The organism is Pseudonocardia sp. SID8383 (assembly GCF_009864975.1).
GTDB lineage: Bacteria > Actinomycetota > Actinomycetes > Mycobacteriales > Pseudonocardiaceae > Pseudonocardia > Pseudonocardia alni.
Genome location: NZ_WWFY01000517.1, coordinates 1 through 12,540, shown reverse-complemented (window position 1 = coordinate 12,540; position 12,540 = coordinate 1). Strand labels below are relative to the sequence as shown.

At 72.8% G+C, this 12,540-nt stretch carries 12 protein-coding genes and 2 pseudogenes; 7 read left to right on the top strand and 7 right to left on the bottom strand.

Features of this window, described 5'->3' with window-relative positions; all coding sequences use genetic code 11:
• The 4 genes and pseudogenes from GTW08_RS12560 to GTW08_RS12545 all read left to right on the top strand — a co-directional run.
• A pseudogene (locus GTW08_RS12560) lies at window positions 1-286 on the top strand (hypothetical protein); the annotation flags it as partial.
• Window positions 287-394: 108 nt separating this feature from the next.
• The gene (locus GTW08_RS12555) at window positions 395-844 is read left to right on the top strand and encodes a universal stress protein (protein ID WP_062395375.1); all 450 of its coding nucleotides are present in this window, start codon (window positions 395-397) and stop codon (window positions 842-844) included.
• Window positions 845-848: 4 nt separating this feature from the next.
• A complete protein-coding gene (locus GTW08_RS12550) occupies window positions 849-1,889 on the top strand; it encodes an adenylate/guanylate cyclase domain-containing protein (RefSeq protein WP_217266865.1) in 1,041 nt (346 codons plus the stop codon).
• 42 nt (window positions 1,890-1,931) lie between these two features.
• Window positions 1,932-2,759, top strand: a complete 828-nt coding sequence (locus GTW08_RS12545) for an arylamine N-acetyltransferase family protein (RefSeq protein ID WP_073574734.1) — start codon at window positions 1,932-1,934, stop codon at window positions 2,757-2,759.
• A gap of 60 nt (window positions 2,760-2,819) precedes the next feature.
• Here the strand turns inward: GTW08_RS12545 and GTW08_RS12540 are convergent, their stop codons facing one another.
• The 7 genes from GTW08_RS12540 to GTW08_RS12510 are packed head-to-tail and all read right to left on the bottom strand — an operon-like array spanning window position 2,820 to window position 9,217.
• Window positions 2,820-3,233, bottom strand: coding sequence for a metal-sulfur cluster assembly factor (locus GTW08_RS12540; RefSeq protein ID WP_020624271.1), 414 nt, complete (start codon window positions 3,231-3,233; stop codon window positions 2,820-2,822).
• Window positions 3,230-3,694, bottom strand: coding sequence for a Fe-S cluster assembly sulfur transfer protein SufU (gene sufU / locus GTW08_RS12535; protein ID WP_062395379.1), 465 nt, complete (start codon window positions 3,692-3,694; stop codon window positions 3,230-3,232). The genes GTW08_RS12540 and sufU overlap by 4 nt, the downstream gene beginning before the upstream one ends.
• A 1-nt stretch (window position 3,695) precedes the next feature.
• The gene (locus tag GTW08_RS12530) at window positions 3,696-5,000 is read right to left on the bottom strand and encodes a cysteine desulfurase (protein ID WP_073574733.1); all 1,305 of its coding nucleotides are present in this window, start codon (window positions 4,998-5,000) and stop codon (window positions 3,696-3,698) included.
• A gap of 2 nt (window positions 5,001-5,002) precedes the next feature.
• Entirely contained in the window at window positions 5,003-5,788 is a 786-nt protein-coding gene (gene sufC, locus GTW08_RS12525) for a Fe-S cluster assembly ATPase SufC (RefSeq protein WP_073574732.1), read from the bottom strand.
• A 54-nt stretch (window positions 5,789-5,842) separates the two neighbouring features.
• A complete protein-coding gene (gene sufD, locus GTW08_RS12520; RefSeq protein WP_073574731.1) occupies window positions 5,843-7,033 on the bottom strand; it encodes a Fe-S cluster assembly protein SufD in 1,191 nt (396 codons plus the stop codon).
• Window positions 7,030-8,466, bottom strand: a complete 1,437-nt coding sequence (gene sufB / locus GTW08_RS12515) for a Fe-S cluster assembly protein SufB (protein ID WP_062395386.1) — start codon at window positions 8,464-8,466, stop codon at window positions 7,030-7,032. The genes sufD and sufB overlap by 4 nt, the downstream gene beginning before the upstream one ends.
• Window positions 8,450-9,217, bottom strand: a complete 768-nt coding sequence (locus tag GTW08_RS12510; RefSeq protein ID WP_237453791.1) for a helix-turn-helix transcriptional regulator — start codon at window positions 9,215-9,217, stop codon at window positions 8,450-8,452. Before GTW08_RS12510 ends, sufB begins: the two co-directional genes overlap by 17 nt.
• 255 nt (window positions 9,218-9,472) lie before the next feature.
• Between GTW08_RS12510 and mptB the strand changes: the two genes are divergently transcribed.
• From mptB to GTW08_RS12495, 3 genes and pseudogenes are all read left to right on the top strand, one after another.
• On the top strand, window positions 9,473-11,161 hold the full coding sequence (gene mptB, locus GTW08_RS12505) for a polyprenol phosphomannose-dependent alpha 1,6 mannosyltransferase MptB (protein WP_167379049.1): 1,689 nt from the start codon (window positions 9,473-9,475) through the stop codon (window positions 11,159-11,161).
• On the top strand, window positions 11,158-12,069 hold the full coding sequence (locus GTW08_RS12500) for an ABC transporter ATP-binding protein (RefSeq protein WP_073574730.1): 912 nt from the start codon (window positions 11,158-11,160) through the stop codon (window positions 12,067-12,069). Before mptB ends, GTW08_RS12500 begins: the two co-directional genes overlap by 4 nt.
• Window positions 12,070-12,128: 59 nt before the next feature.
• Window positions 12,129-12,540 (top strand): annotated as a pseudogene (locus tag GTW08_RS12495) (multidrug ABC transporter permease); the annotation flags it as partial.

Below are 12,540 nucleotides of genomic sequence, written 5' to 3'. Positions count from 1 at the left end.
CGCCGCGACGACGGCGGCCCGCCGGCTGCTCTGGCCCCGCTCGGCCCGCGCGGTGCACCGCCTGCGCCGCCACGGGCTGCGCACCGTGCTGGAGATGCCGCCGCAGCTGGTGCCGGACTTCTTCGACGCGTTCTTCGCCGGCCGCAGCGGCCGCGCGTTCCTCACCGGCCGCGACGACCTGACCGGCACCCTTGCCGGGATGGCCGGCGTGTTCCGGGCCGCCCCGCCACCCGTACGAGCGCACATGCTGCGATCAGCCGCCGCATTTCACTCGAAAGGGCGATGACGGGAGGGACTCAGGACAAGTTGATCGGATACCACGTAGTAACGTCGTCGCACGCGGTGACGCCGGCCGCAGGACCGGCGACGCGCGACCGTTCCCCGGGAGGCACCTGTGTCCGCATACAAGACCATCGTCGTCGGCACCGACGGCTCGTCGACGTCGTTCGCGGCCGTCGAGCGCGCAGCCGGGGTGGCCGCGGACAGCGGCGCGAAACTGGTCATCGTCTCCGCCTACACCCCGGCCAGCCGGGAGGACACCTCGGCCGCCGAGGACGCGCTGAAGGACGAGGCCTTCCTCGTCACCGGCTGGACCCCCGCCGAGGAGGCGCTGCGCGAGGCCTCCGACCGGGCCGCCGCCGCCGGCGCGAAGGACGTCTCGACCTTCGCCGAGGACGGCGCGCCGGTCGACGTCCTCCGCAAGGCGGTCAAGGAGCACAGCGCCGACCTGCTCGTGATCGGCAACCGCGGTCTGAACACCTTCTCCGGGCGGCTGCTCGGCTCGGTGCCCGCCGACGCGACCCGCCGTGCCGGCGTGGACGTGCTCGTCGTGCACACCACGTGATCGCGTGACGTCCGAACCCGGACCACCCCGTCCGCTGCCCGACCCCGCCTCGATCGACTGGAGCGAGATCGACGACGGGGCGCTGGACGAGTTCATCCTGGGCGCGCCCCGCGAGTTCACCCGCGACGAGCTGGTGGCGGCCGCGGGGCTCGACCCGGAGGAGTCGGGGCGGCTCTGGCGGGCGCTGGGGTTCGCGGACTCCGATCCGGAGGACCGCGTCTACACCCGCGCCGACCTGGAGGCGGCCAGCACCGTCGCCCGCCTCACCCGGGACTGGCTGCCCGACAAGAACGCCCGCGAGGCGGTCGCCCGCGCGGTCGCGCAGTCGCTGTCACGGCTCGCCGAGTGGCAGATCGGCATGCTCGCCCAGGTCGCCGCCGCACACATCGGCGAGCTGACCCCGCGCGACGCGGCCCGGCTCGCCGCCGACGTGCTGCCCGAGCTGGAGTCGCTGCAGTCCTACGTGTGGCGCCGCCACCTCGCGGCGACGGCGTCGCGCTGGGTCGCGGGGGCGCAGCGGTTGGACGCCGCGCACATCGCGGCCGACACCTGGCCGCTGTCGGTCGGGTTCGCCGACATGGTCGGGTTCACCCGCACCACCCGCCGCCGTTCCATGGACGAGCTCGGCGAGATGATCGAGCGGTTCGGCTCGGTGACGACCGAGGTCATCGCGAACGGCCGGGGACGGGTGATCAAGACCGTCGGCGACGAGGTCCTCTACGTCACCGAGCACCCCGCCGACGCCGCGGCCATCGCGCTCGGCCTGCGCGACCGGGTCCGGACCGAGCCGGCGCTGCCGCAGCTGCGGATCGGCCTCGCCCACGGCATGGTGCTGGCCCGCTACGGCGACGTCTACGGCGAGGTCGTCAACGTCGCGGCCCGGCTCACCTCCGAGGCCCGCCCGGACACGGTGCTGGTCGACAAGGAGATGTTCGAGTCGCTGCGCGACGACCCGCGCTTCGACCTGCGGCGGATCGCGACACTGCACACCCGCGGCTACTCCCACCTGCGGGCGTGGGCGCTACGCGGCGCCCGCGAACGCTGATCCTTGACCTGAACCCGGGTCGAGGTGACAGCCTCGGGCACCATGACGAGCACGGTGACCACCTCCGCCGCCGCGTACCTCGACCTCCTCGGGGTCGACCGGGCGGCACCGGACCGGGCGCTGCTCGACCGGGTCGTGACCGCGCACAACGCGACCATCCCGTTCGAGAACCTCGACCCGTTCACCGGTGTCGAGCCGCCGACCACCTCCGACGGCGTCGCGGCGAAGCTGGTCCACGGCCGGCGCGGCGGCTGGTGCTTCGAGCACAACCGCCTGCTGTACGACGTGCTGGCGGCGGTGGGGTACCAGGTCACCCCGCTCGTCGGCCGGGTCCGCCTCGGCCTGGCCCCGGCGGACCCGCCGACGTCGCGCACCCACCGGCTCACCCTCGTCGACACCACGGAGGGCCGCTTCACCGTCGACGCCGGGTTCGGCTCGACGGTGCCGACCACCGCGCTGCGGCTCGTCGCCGGGCTGGAGCAGCCGACCCCGCAGGCGACCTACCGCTATACCCGCGACGACCACGGTGCCTGGGTCCTGCAGCGGCGCGGCAGCGGTGACTGGGCCGACCAGTACGTCTTCGACCTGGTCCCCGCCCCGGACGTCGACTTCGCGATGGGCTCCTGGTACCTGACCCACCACCCGGCGTCGCACTTCCGGACCGGGCTCGTCGCCGCGCGCACCACCCCGGAGCACCGGACCACCCTCGACGGGACCCGGCTCACCGTGCGCACCGCCGACGGCGGCGTGGCGCGGCACGACCTCACCTCTCCCGCGCGGGTCCGGGACGCGCTGGAGGAGCACCTCGGTGTCGACACCGGCGCCGTCGCGGGGCTGGAGGACCGGCTGCGGGAGGTCTACTTCCCGTGAGACGACGACGGGCCGGACCCCCTGGTGGGGATCCGGCCCGTCGGGGGCGGTGCGGGGTCGTCAGACCCGGAAGCCAAGGGCCCGCAGCTGCTCGCGGCCGTCCTCGGTGATCTTCTCGGGGCCCCACGGCGGCATCCAGACCCAGTTGATCCGGACGTCGTCGACCAGGCCGCCGTCGGGACCGGCGGTGAGCGCGGAGCGGGTCTGCTCCTCGATCACGTCGGTCAGCGGGCAGGCCGCCGAGGTCAGCGTCATGTCGATGACGGCGGTCCCGCCGTCCCGGTCGATGCCGTAGACGAGGCCGAGGTCGACGACGTTGATGCCCAGCTCGGGGTCGACGACGTCCTTCATCGCCTCCTCCAGGGCCTCGAGGGTCGCGCCGTCACCGGCGTCGGCCCGGGCGGGCGGCTCGGGCATGCCCGCCGCGCCGCGCACCACGTCCTCGGAGGTGCTCTGTTCGGTGGTCTCGCTCATGCCGGACTCCCCTCGGAGTTCTCGATGCGGGCGTCGGTGCGGCTCACCGCGTCCTTGAATGCCATCCAGCCCAGGAGAGCACACTTGACCCGCGCCGGGTACTTGGCGACGCCGGCGAAGGCCACGCCGTCGCCGATGACGTCCTCGTCGGGCTCGACCCTGCCTCGTCCCTGGGCCATCTCCTGGAACGACGCCATGATCTTCCACGCCTCGCCGACCGGCTTCCCGGCGACGAGGTCGTGCAGCACCGACACCGACGCCTGGCTGATCGAGCAGCCCAGCGTCTCGTAGGACACGTCGGTGACCACGTCCCCGTCGACCTTGACCCGCAGCGTGACCTCGTCCCCGCAGGTGGGGTTCACGTGGTGGGTCTCGGCGTCGTAGGGCTCGCGCAGACCGGCGCCGTGCGGGTCGCGGTAGTGGTCCAGGATGATCTCCTGGTACATCTGCTGCAGCTGCACGTCACACCGTCCCGAAGAACTTCTGGGCGGCGCGCACCCCGTCGGCCAGCGCGGTGACCTCGTCCAGGGTGTTGTACACCGCGAACGACGCCCGGGCGCTGGCCACGATGCCGAAGCGCCGGTGCAGCGGCCACGCGCAGTGGTGACCCACGCGGATGGCGACACCGGCGTCGTCGAGCACCTGGGACAGGTCGTGGGCGTGGATGCCGTCCACGACGAACGACACCGCTCCCCCACGCAGCTCCGCTCCGGGCGGCCCGACGATGCGCAGCCCGTCGATCGCGGACAACTGCTCGAGCGCGGCCGCGGTCAGCGACGCCTCGTGCGCGGCGACGGTGTCCATCCCGATCGCCTCGAGGTAGTCGACCGCGGCGCCGAGGCCGACGGCCTGCGACGTCATCGGCACCCCGGCCTCGAACTTCTGCGGCGGCGGCGCCCAGGTCGCGCCCTCCATCCGGACCGTCTCGATCATCGAGCCACCGGTGAGGAACGGCGGGAGCGCCTCGAGGAGCTCCCGGCGGCCGTAGAGGACGCCGACCCCGGAGGGCCCGAGCATCTTGTGCCCGGAGAAGACCGCGAAGTCCACCCCGAGCCGGTGCAGGTCGACCGGCATGTGCGGCACCGACTGGCAGGCGTCGAGCACGGTCAGCGCGCCGACCGCGGCGGCCCGCTCCACCAGCTGCGCGACCGGCGCGACGGCGCCGGTGACGTTCGACTGGTGGGTGAAGGCCACGACCCGCGTCCGGTCGGTGAGCTCGAGCGAGTCGAGGTCGATCCGGCCGTCGTCGGTGACGGAGTACCAGCGCAGGGTCGCGCCGGTCCGCCGGCACAGCTCCTGCCAGGGGATGAGGTTCGCGTGGTGCTCCAGCTCGGTGACGACGACCTCGTCACCGGGGCCGAGCGCGAACCGTTCGGAGGCGGCGTCGAGCCCGGTCCGGACCGAGGCGTTGCCCAGGCCGTAGGCGACCAGGTTGATGCCCTCGGTCGCGTTCTTGACGAACACGACCTCGTCGTCGTTCGCACCGACGAACGCCGCGATGCGTGCCCGGGCGGACTCGTAGGCGTCGGTGGCCTCCTCGGCGAGCTGGTGCGCGCCCCGGTGGACGGCCGCGTTGTGCCGCTCCAGGAACGTGCGCTCGGCGTCGAGCACCTGGCGCGGCCGCTGGGAGGTCGCACCGGAGTCGAGGTAGACCAGCGGCTTCTCCTCGCGCACCGTGCGCGCGAGGATCGGGAAGTCCGCCCGGATCCGGGCCACGGCGTCGGCGTCGAGGCCGGCCGTGGTCCCGGTTCCGTGGGTGAGGGTCATGGTCAGGCCAGTGCCTTCTGGCCCGCCGCCGCCTTGTCGGCCTGGGTGAACCGGACGTAGCCGTTCTTCTCCAGCTCGTCGGCCAGCTCGGGGCCGCCGGACTCGACGACGCGGCCGCCGGAGAACACGTGCACGCGGTCCGGCTTGATGTGGTTCAGGATCCGCGTGTAGTGCGTGATCAGCAGGACGCCGGTCTCGCCGCCCGACCGGTACCGGTTCACGCCCTCGGACACGACGCGCAGGGCGTCGACGTCGAGGCCGGAGTCGGTCTCGTCGAGCACGGCGAACTTCGGGTTCAGCAGCTCGAGCTGGAGCACCTCGTGGCGCTTCTTCTCACCGCCGGAGAAGCCCTCGTTGACCGAGCGGTCGGCGAACTCCGGGGAGATGTCGAGGCCGGCCATGGCCTCCTTGACCTCCTTGACCCAGGTCCGCAGCTTCGGCGCCTCGCCGCGGGTGGCCGTGGCCGCCGAGCGCAGGAAGTTCGCCATCGACACGCCCGGGACCTCGACCGGGTACTGCATGGCCAGGAACAGCCCGGCCCGCGCCCGCTCGTCGACCGACATCTCCAGGACGTTCTCGCCGTCCAGCAGCACCTCGCCACCGGTGACGGTGTACTTCGGGTGCCCGGCGATGGCGTAGGCCAGCGTGGACTTGCCGGAGCCGTTCGGCCCCATGATCGCGTGCGTCTCGCCCGCGCGGACGGTGAGGTTCACACCGCGCAGGATCTCCTTGGGGCCGTCCTCGGTCTCGACCGAGGCGTGCAGGTCCTTGATCTCCAGAGTGGACATCGGTGGTGGTCGCTCCGTATTCGGGAAGTGTGCGGAATCGGTGCCGAGCTGCGCTCAGACGCCGGTGAGCGCGAGCTCGGCCTCGACGGCCGCCTCGAGGCGCTCCTTGAGCTCCGGCAGCGTGATCTTGTTCAGGACCTCGCCGAAGAACCCGCGGACGACCAGGCGACGCGCCTGGTCCTCGGGGATGCCGCGGCTGCGCAGGTAGAACAGCTGCTCGTCGTCGAACCGGCCGGTGGCGCTGGCGTGGCCCGCGCTCACGATCTCGCCGGTCTCGATCTCCAGGTTGGGCACGGAGTCGGCGCGGCAGTGCTCGGTGAGCACCAGGTTCCGGTTGAACTCGAAGGTCTCGGTGTTCTCGGCGGCGGCCCGGATCAGCACGTCGCCGATCCACACCACGTGCGAGGAGTCCTTCGTCAGGCTCTGCAGCGCGTTCTTGTAGAGCACGTTGGACTTGCAGTTCGGCACCGCGTGGTCCACCAGCAGCCGCTGCTCGAGGTGCTGGCCGGCGTCGGTGAAGCCGAGCCCGATGAGCTCGGCGTCGCCGCCGGGGCCGGCGTAGCGCACGGTCGAGGAGACCCGGACCAGGTCGCCGCCCAGCTGGACCGTGGTGGCCCGCAGGGTGGCGTCGCGCCCGATCGAGTAGTGCTCGGCGCCCACGTGCACGGCGTCGTCGGCCCACTCCTCGGTCACGACCAGCGTGAGCTGCGAGCCGTCGCCCAGGACGACCTCGGTGTTGTCGGCCAGCACGCCCGACCCCCGGTGCACGACGACGACCGTCGCCTGTGTGTGCGGGGTGGTGCGGATGTGCAGGTGGCCGGCCGCCGTGACGCCCTCGCCGGGGCCGTCCACGGTGACGGTCACCGGATCGAGCTTCTCCCCGTCCAGGGTGACCAGGGTGGCCTCGCCGAACCCGGACCAGGCCGCTGCGGCGACCCGGTCGAACGGGACACCGCCCTCGCCGATCCGGGCGTCGTCGCGGCCGACCTTCTCGACGGTCACCCCGGCGGCCTCGGTGACCGAGACCGGCGCGGTGCCCTCGAACGCGGCACTGCCGTCGTGCAGGCCCTTGAGCCGGCGCAGCGGGGTGAACCGCCAGTTCTCCTCGCGGCCACCGGGGACCTCGAACGCCTCCACGTCGAAGGACTGGAAGCGCTCGCCGGCCGAGGCGATCGGGACCTCGCCCTGCCCCTCCTTGGCGCCCTTCAGCTCGGGCGCGAGGCCGGCAACGTCACTCGTCGTCATCCGACGGAACCCTCCATCTGCAGCTCGATCAGCCGGTTCAGCTCCAGCGCGTACTCCATCGGCAGCTCGCGCGCGATGGGCTCGACGAACCCGCGCACGACCATGGCCATGGCCTCGTCCTCGGTCAGACCGCGGCTCATCAGGTAGAAGAGCTGGTCGTCGGAGACCTTGGAGACGGTGGCCTCGTGCCCCATCGACACGTCGTCGTTGCGGATGTCGACGTAGGGGTAGGTGTCCGAGCGCGAGATCGTGTCGACCAGCAGCGCGTCGCACTTCACCGTCGAGCGGGAGTTGCGCGCCCGCGGGTTGACCTGGATCAGGCCGCGGTAGGACGTGCGCCCGCCGCCGCGCGCCACCGACTTCGACACGATCGTCGAGGAGGTGTTGGGCGCGAGGTGGACCATCTTGGCGCCGGCGTCCTGGTGCTGGCCCTCGCCCGCGAACGCGATCGAGAGGACCTCGCCCTTGGCGTGCTCGCCCATCAGCCACACGGCCGGGTACTTCATGGTCACCTTGGATCCGAGGTTGCCGTCGACCCACTCCATGGTCGCGCCCTCCTCGGCCTTGGCGCGCTTGGTGACCAGGTTGTAGACGTTGTTCGACCAGTTCTGGATCGTGGTGTAGCGGCAGCGGCCGCCCTTCTTGACCACGATCTCGACGACGGCCGAGTGCAGCGAGTCGGTCTTGTAGATCGGCGCGGTGCAGCCCTCGACGTAGTGCACGTAGGCACCCTCGTCGACGATGATCAGCGTCCGCTCGAACTGGCCCATGTTCTCGGTGTTGATCCGGAAGTAGGCCTGCAGCGGGATGTCCACGTGCACGCCCGGCGGCACGTAGATGAACGAGCCACCGGACCAGACCGCGGAGTTCAGGGCGGAGAACTTGTTGTCACCGGACGGGATGACCGAGCCGAAGTACTCCCGGAACAGCTCCGGGTGCTCCTTCAGCGCGGTGTCGGTGTCCAGGAAGATGACGCCCTGCTGCTCGAGGTCCTCGCGGATCGAGTGGTAGACGACCTCGGACTCGTACTGCGCCGCGACACCGGAGACCAGGCGGGCCTTCTCGGCCTCCGGGATCCCCAGCTTGTCGTAGGTGTTCTTGATGTCCTCGGGCAGGTCGTCCCAGGTGGCTGCCTGCTTCTCCGAGGAGCGCACGAAGTACTTGATGTTGTCGAAGTCGATCCCGGACAGGTCGGAGCCCCAGCGCGGCATCGGCTTCTTGCCGAAGATGTCGAGCGCCTTCTGCCGGAACTCCAGCATCCACTCGGGCTCGCTCTTCAGGCGGGAGATGTCGGCGACGACCTCGGAGGACAGGCCACGCTTCGCGATGGAGCCCGCCTCGTCGGAGTCGGCCCAGCCGAAGTCGTACCGGCCGAGCGCCGCGATCGTCTCCTCCTGCGTGAGCTCGGTGCGCACATCAGGAGTGGTCGTCATAAGGACTGCCTCCCTTTCGGGGACCGTGGTGGGAGAGGGTCCCGCCGTCGGCGGAGCCCCCTTCTTCTTGCACCTGCCGCACCTGCGCAGTGGGTCTCCCACTCACGGTGACGGAACGGCCTTGCTTCTTACCTCTCGCCCGCGCGAGGAGTTCGGGATCCTCGAGCGGGACGTGTGTGGTGCACGCGGCGTCGCCGCGGGCGATGGTGGCCAGCCGCTGCACGTGCGTACCCAGCAGCTCGGCGAACGCACGCGTCTCGGCCTCGCAGAGTTCCGGGAACTCGGTGGCCACGTGGGCCACCGGGCAGTGGTGCTGGCACAGCTGCACCCCGAAGCCGCCGTGGCGGGCCTGCGCAGCGTAGCCGCGGGCGCTGAGCACCCGGGCCAGCGCTTCGACGCGTTCTGCGGGCTCCGCCGGGGCGGTCACCGCATCGAGGTCGGACCCGAGCAGCTCGCGCACCCGGTGCCGCGCGAAGGCGTCGACCGCCTCCTCCCCCGCCGTCTCGGCGAGGAAGCGCAGTGCCTGGGTGGCCAGGTCGTCGTACCCGTGCCCGAACCGGACCCGGCCCGTGTCGGTGAGCAGGTACTCCCGGGCCGGACGGCCCCGGCCGCGCGGACGGGCGGACCGGGCCGGGGCCCGGACCTCCGCCTCGCCGTCGGCGATCAGCGCGTCGAGGTGCCGGCGCACGGCGGCCTCGGTGAGCTCCAGCTCGGCCGCCACGACGGCGGCCGTGACCGGACCCTGCTCCATGAGCACCCGCGCCACGAGGGCGCGGGTACCCGTCCCGGACCCGACGGGCACCACGGCGTCGCCGCCGACGCCGTGCCCGCAGGCAGGGTCGTCGAGGCGCCGCGGCGCTGTCCGGTCCGTTTTCACAACATCAGTGTTGCGTATATGGCCCGGCACGGCAAAACAGACCCCCCGCCGTGGTGACCGGGCTCACTCCGATCGCAGGTGAGGGCCGGTACCGGACCCCCCGTCACCGCACCACTAACCTCTCCTCCCATGGTGACGCCCGAGGTCGCCCCGCCCGGGCGCGACGACCCCCCGACGCGTGCGGCGCCGTCCGATCCCCCCGCCACACCGCCGTCGACCGGCCACCCGGCCCGGCGCGGCCTGCGTGAGCAGGCCCGGATCGCGCGGATCCTCGGTCTGACCGGCGCCCTGCTGATGGGGATCAGCGCGCTGGGCTCCGGGGCGTTCCCGGTACCGAACCCGCTCAACGGGCTGCGCGTGATCGGGCTCCCCTCGCGCAACGTCACCCTCGCGATCGCCGTCACCTACGCGGGCCTGCTCATGGTGGTCACGGCCTGGCTGTGGATCGCCCGGATGCTCACCACCCGCGGAGCGCACCACCCCGCGCCCGAGCGCCGCGAGCTCGGCCGCACCGCGATCCTGTGGGGGGTGCCGCTGGCGCTGGCGCCGCCGATGTTCTCCAAGGACATCTACAGCTACCTCGCCCAGAGCGCGACGCTCGCCCGCGGGATCGATCCGTACTCGATCGGTCCCGCGCAGGCGCTCGGCATCGACGACCCGCTGGTCCGCGGGATCCCCACGGTCTGGCGCGACACCCCGGCGCCCTACGGCCCGCTGTTCCTCGGCCTCGGCCGCGGGATCACCGCGCTGTCCGGGGAGAACGTGGTGCTCGGCATCCTCGAGCACCGGCTGCTCGCGCTGCTCGGCGTCGCCCTGATGGTGTGGGTGCTGCCCCGGCTGGCCTCCCGGTTCGACCTCGACGCCGGCCTGGTCCTGTGGCTCGGCGCGGCGAACCCGCTGGTGCTGTTCCACATGGTCAGCGGGATCCACAACGAGTCGATCATGCTGCCGCTGCTGCTGCTCGGGCTCTGGGTGATGCTCGGGCGCGACGACACCGTCCGGCCGTGGTGGCGGATCACCGGCGGTGCCGCGCTGATCGTCGCCGCGGCCTCGGTGAAGCTCCCGGCGCTGCTCGCGCTCGGCTTCGTCGGCGTGTACCTGGTCCGCAGGCGCGGCGGCAGGCTCCTCGACTGGGCCGTGATGACGGCCTGGCTGTCCGCGATCGCCGCGGCCGTGCTCACCTTCTTCAGCCTGGCCACCGGGCTGGGGTTCAACTGGGTGCGCGGGCTGTCCGCACCCAGCGTGCTCATCTCGCCCATGTCGATCAGCACCAACCTGGGGCTGCTCGCCGGGCAGGTCGGCCGGCTCGCCGGGCTCGGCGACCACACCGAGACCACGATGGGCCTGATGCGCAGCCTGTTCGTGCTGCCGATCGCGGTGATCGTGGTCGTGCTGCTGCTCGGCTGCCTGCGCGGGAAGGTCGACCCGGTCACCGGCACCGGCCTCGGGCTCGGCGCCGTCGTGCTGCTCGGCCCGGTCGTGCACCCCTGGTACCTGTTCTGGGCGCTGCTGCCGCTGGTCGTGACCCGGGCGATGCCGTTCTACCGCCGCGGCCTGCTGCTGCTGTCGGTCGTGCTCGCGCTGGCCGTGCCGCCCACCGGCGCCGACTTCTTCTTCCGCGGGTTCCAGCTGCCGCTGGCCATCACCGCGGGCGCCGCCATGTACACCCTCGCGCTGTACGTGGTCGCCCGGCTGATCCGCTCCCCCGGTGACGCCGGTGACGCCGGTGACCCGGCCCGCCCGGACGACGGCACCGGCACCCCGGGCGACGCCACCGCCGGGACCCGCGCGCCGTCGGACCCGGAGCCCGCCCGGTGAGCGCCGCCCTGGAGATCCGCGGCCTCGTCGTGCGCTACGGACCCACGACCGCCGTCGACGGCATCGACCTCGACCTCGCCCGCGGCGAGGTGCTCGCCCTGCTCGGCCCGAACGGCGCCGGCAAGTCCTCGACCGTCGAGGTGTGCACCGGGTTCCGGGCGCCCTCGGCCGGACGGGTGCGGGTCCTCGGTCACGACCCGGCCGACGAGGCCGTCCGCCCCCGGGTGGGCGTCATGCCGCAGGGCGGCGGCGCCTACCCGGCCGTGCGGACCGGGGAGATGCTGCACCTGGTCGCCGACTGCGCCGCGCACCCGCTCGACGTCGACATGCTCATCGACGTGCTCGGCCTGCGCCCGCGGGCGGGCACCCCGTACAAGCGGCTGTCCGGTGGGGAGCAGCAGCGCCTGGCGCTGGCCTGCGCCGTCGTCGGGCGCCCCGAGCTGGTGTTCCTCGACGAGCCGACCGCCGGTCTGGACCCGCAGGCCCGCCACCTGGTGTGGGACCTGGTCCGGGCGCTGCGCCGCGACGGCGTCGGGGTGCTGCTCACCACCCATCTGATGGACGAGGCCGAGCAGCTCGCCGACGACGTCGTCATCATCGACCACGGCCGGGTCGTCGCGCACGGCTCGCCCGCCCAGCTCACCGCGGGCGACCAGACCGAGCTGCGGTTCCGGGCCCGGCCCGGCATGGACGTCGCCGGTCTCGACGCCCGGCTGCCCGCCGGCTACGCCAGCTGCGAGACCTCCCCCGGCCGCTACCGGGTCCGCGGCCGGATCGACCCGGGCGCGCTCGCCGCCATCACCTCGTGGTGTGCCGACCAGGGCGTGCTCGCCGACGACGTCCAGGTCGTGCGCCGCAGCCTGGAGGACGTCTTCCTCGACCTCACCGGACGGGAGCTGCGCTCGTGACGACCCCCTTCCCCGAGGGCCTGTTCACCCCCGCCCCCGGCCGCGGCAACGCGCTGACCATGCTGCGGGCCCAGGGCGGCCTGGAGACCCGGCTCGCGCTGCGCAACGCCGAGCAGGTGCTGCTGACCCTGCTCATCCCGGCGGCGCTGCTCGCCGGGCTCACGCTCGTCCCGGCGGTGCCCGCCCCGGAGCCGCGGGTGGCGTGGCTGTTCGCCTCCATGCTGGCGCTGGCCGTGATGAGCTCGGCGTTCACCAGCCAGGCCATCGCGCTCGGCTTCGACCGCCGCTACGGGGCGCTGCGCAGGCTGGCCGCGACGGCGCTGCCCCGCTGGCTGCTGGTGTGCGGGCGGCTGGCCGCGGTCGCCGCCGTCGTCGTGATCCAGGTGGTGCTGCTCGGCGTGCTGGCGGCGCTGCTGGGGTGGTCCCCGGCCGGTGCCCGGCTCGACGGCGCCGCGCTGGCGGTGCTGCTGG

What these genes read in the sequence shown, in the direction of transcription:
- mptB (WP_167379049.1), top strand. Translation starts at nt 9,473, where the DNA reads ATGGTGACGCCCGAGGTCGCCCCGCCCGGGCGCGACGACCCCCCGACG.
- sufB (WP_062395386.1), bottom strand. Translation starts at nt 8,466, where the DNA reads ATGACGACCACTCCTGATGTGCGCACCGAGCTCACGCAGGAGGAGACG.
- sufD (WP_073574731.1), bottom strand. Translation starts at nt 7,033, where the DNA reads ATGACGACGAGTGACGTTGCCGGCCTCGCGCCCGAGCTGAAGGGCGCC.
- sufC (WP_073574732.1), bottom strand. Translation starts at nt 5,788, where the DNA reads ATGTCCACTCTGGAGATCAAGGACCTGCACGCCTCGGTCGAGACCGAG.
- GTW08_RS12510 (WP_237453791.1), bottom strand. Translation starts at nt 9,217, where the DNA reads ATGGAGCAGGGTCCGGTCACGGCCGCCGTCGTGGCGGCCGAGCTGGAG.
- GTW08_RS12540 (WP_020624271.1), bottom strand. Translation starts at nt 3,233, where the DNA reads ATGAGCGAGACCACCGAACAGAGCACCTCCGAGGACGTGGTGCGCGGC.
- GTW08_RS12545 (WP_073574734.1), top strand. Translation starts at nt 1,932, where the DNA reads ATGACGAGCACGGTGACCACCTCCGCCGCCGCGTACCTCGACCTCCTC.
- GTW08_RS12530 (WP_073574733.1), bottom strand. Translation starts at nt 5,000, where the DNA reads ATGACCCTCACCCACGGAACCGGGACCACGGCCGGCCTCGACGCCGAC.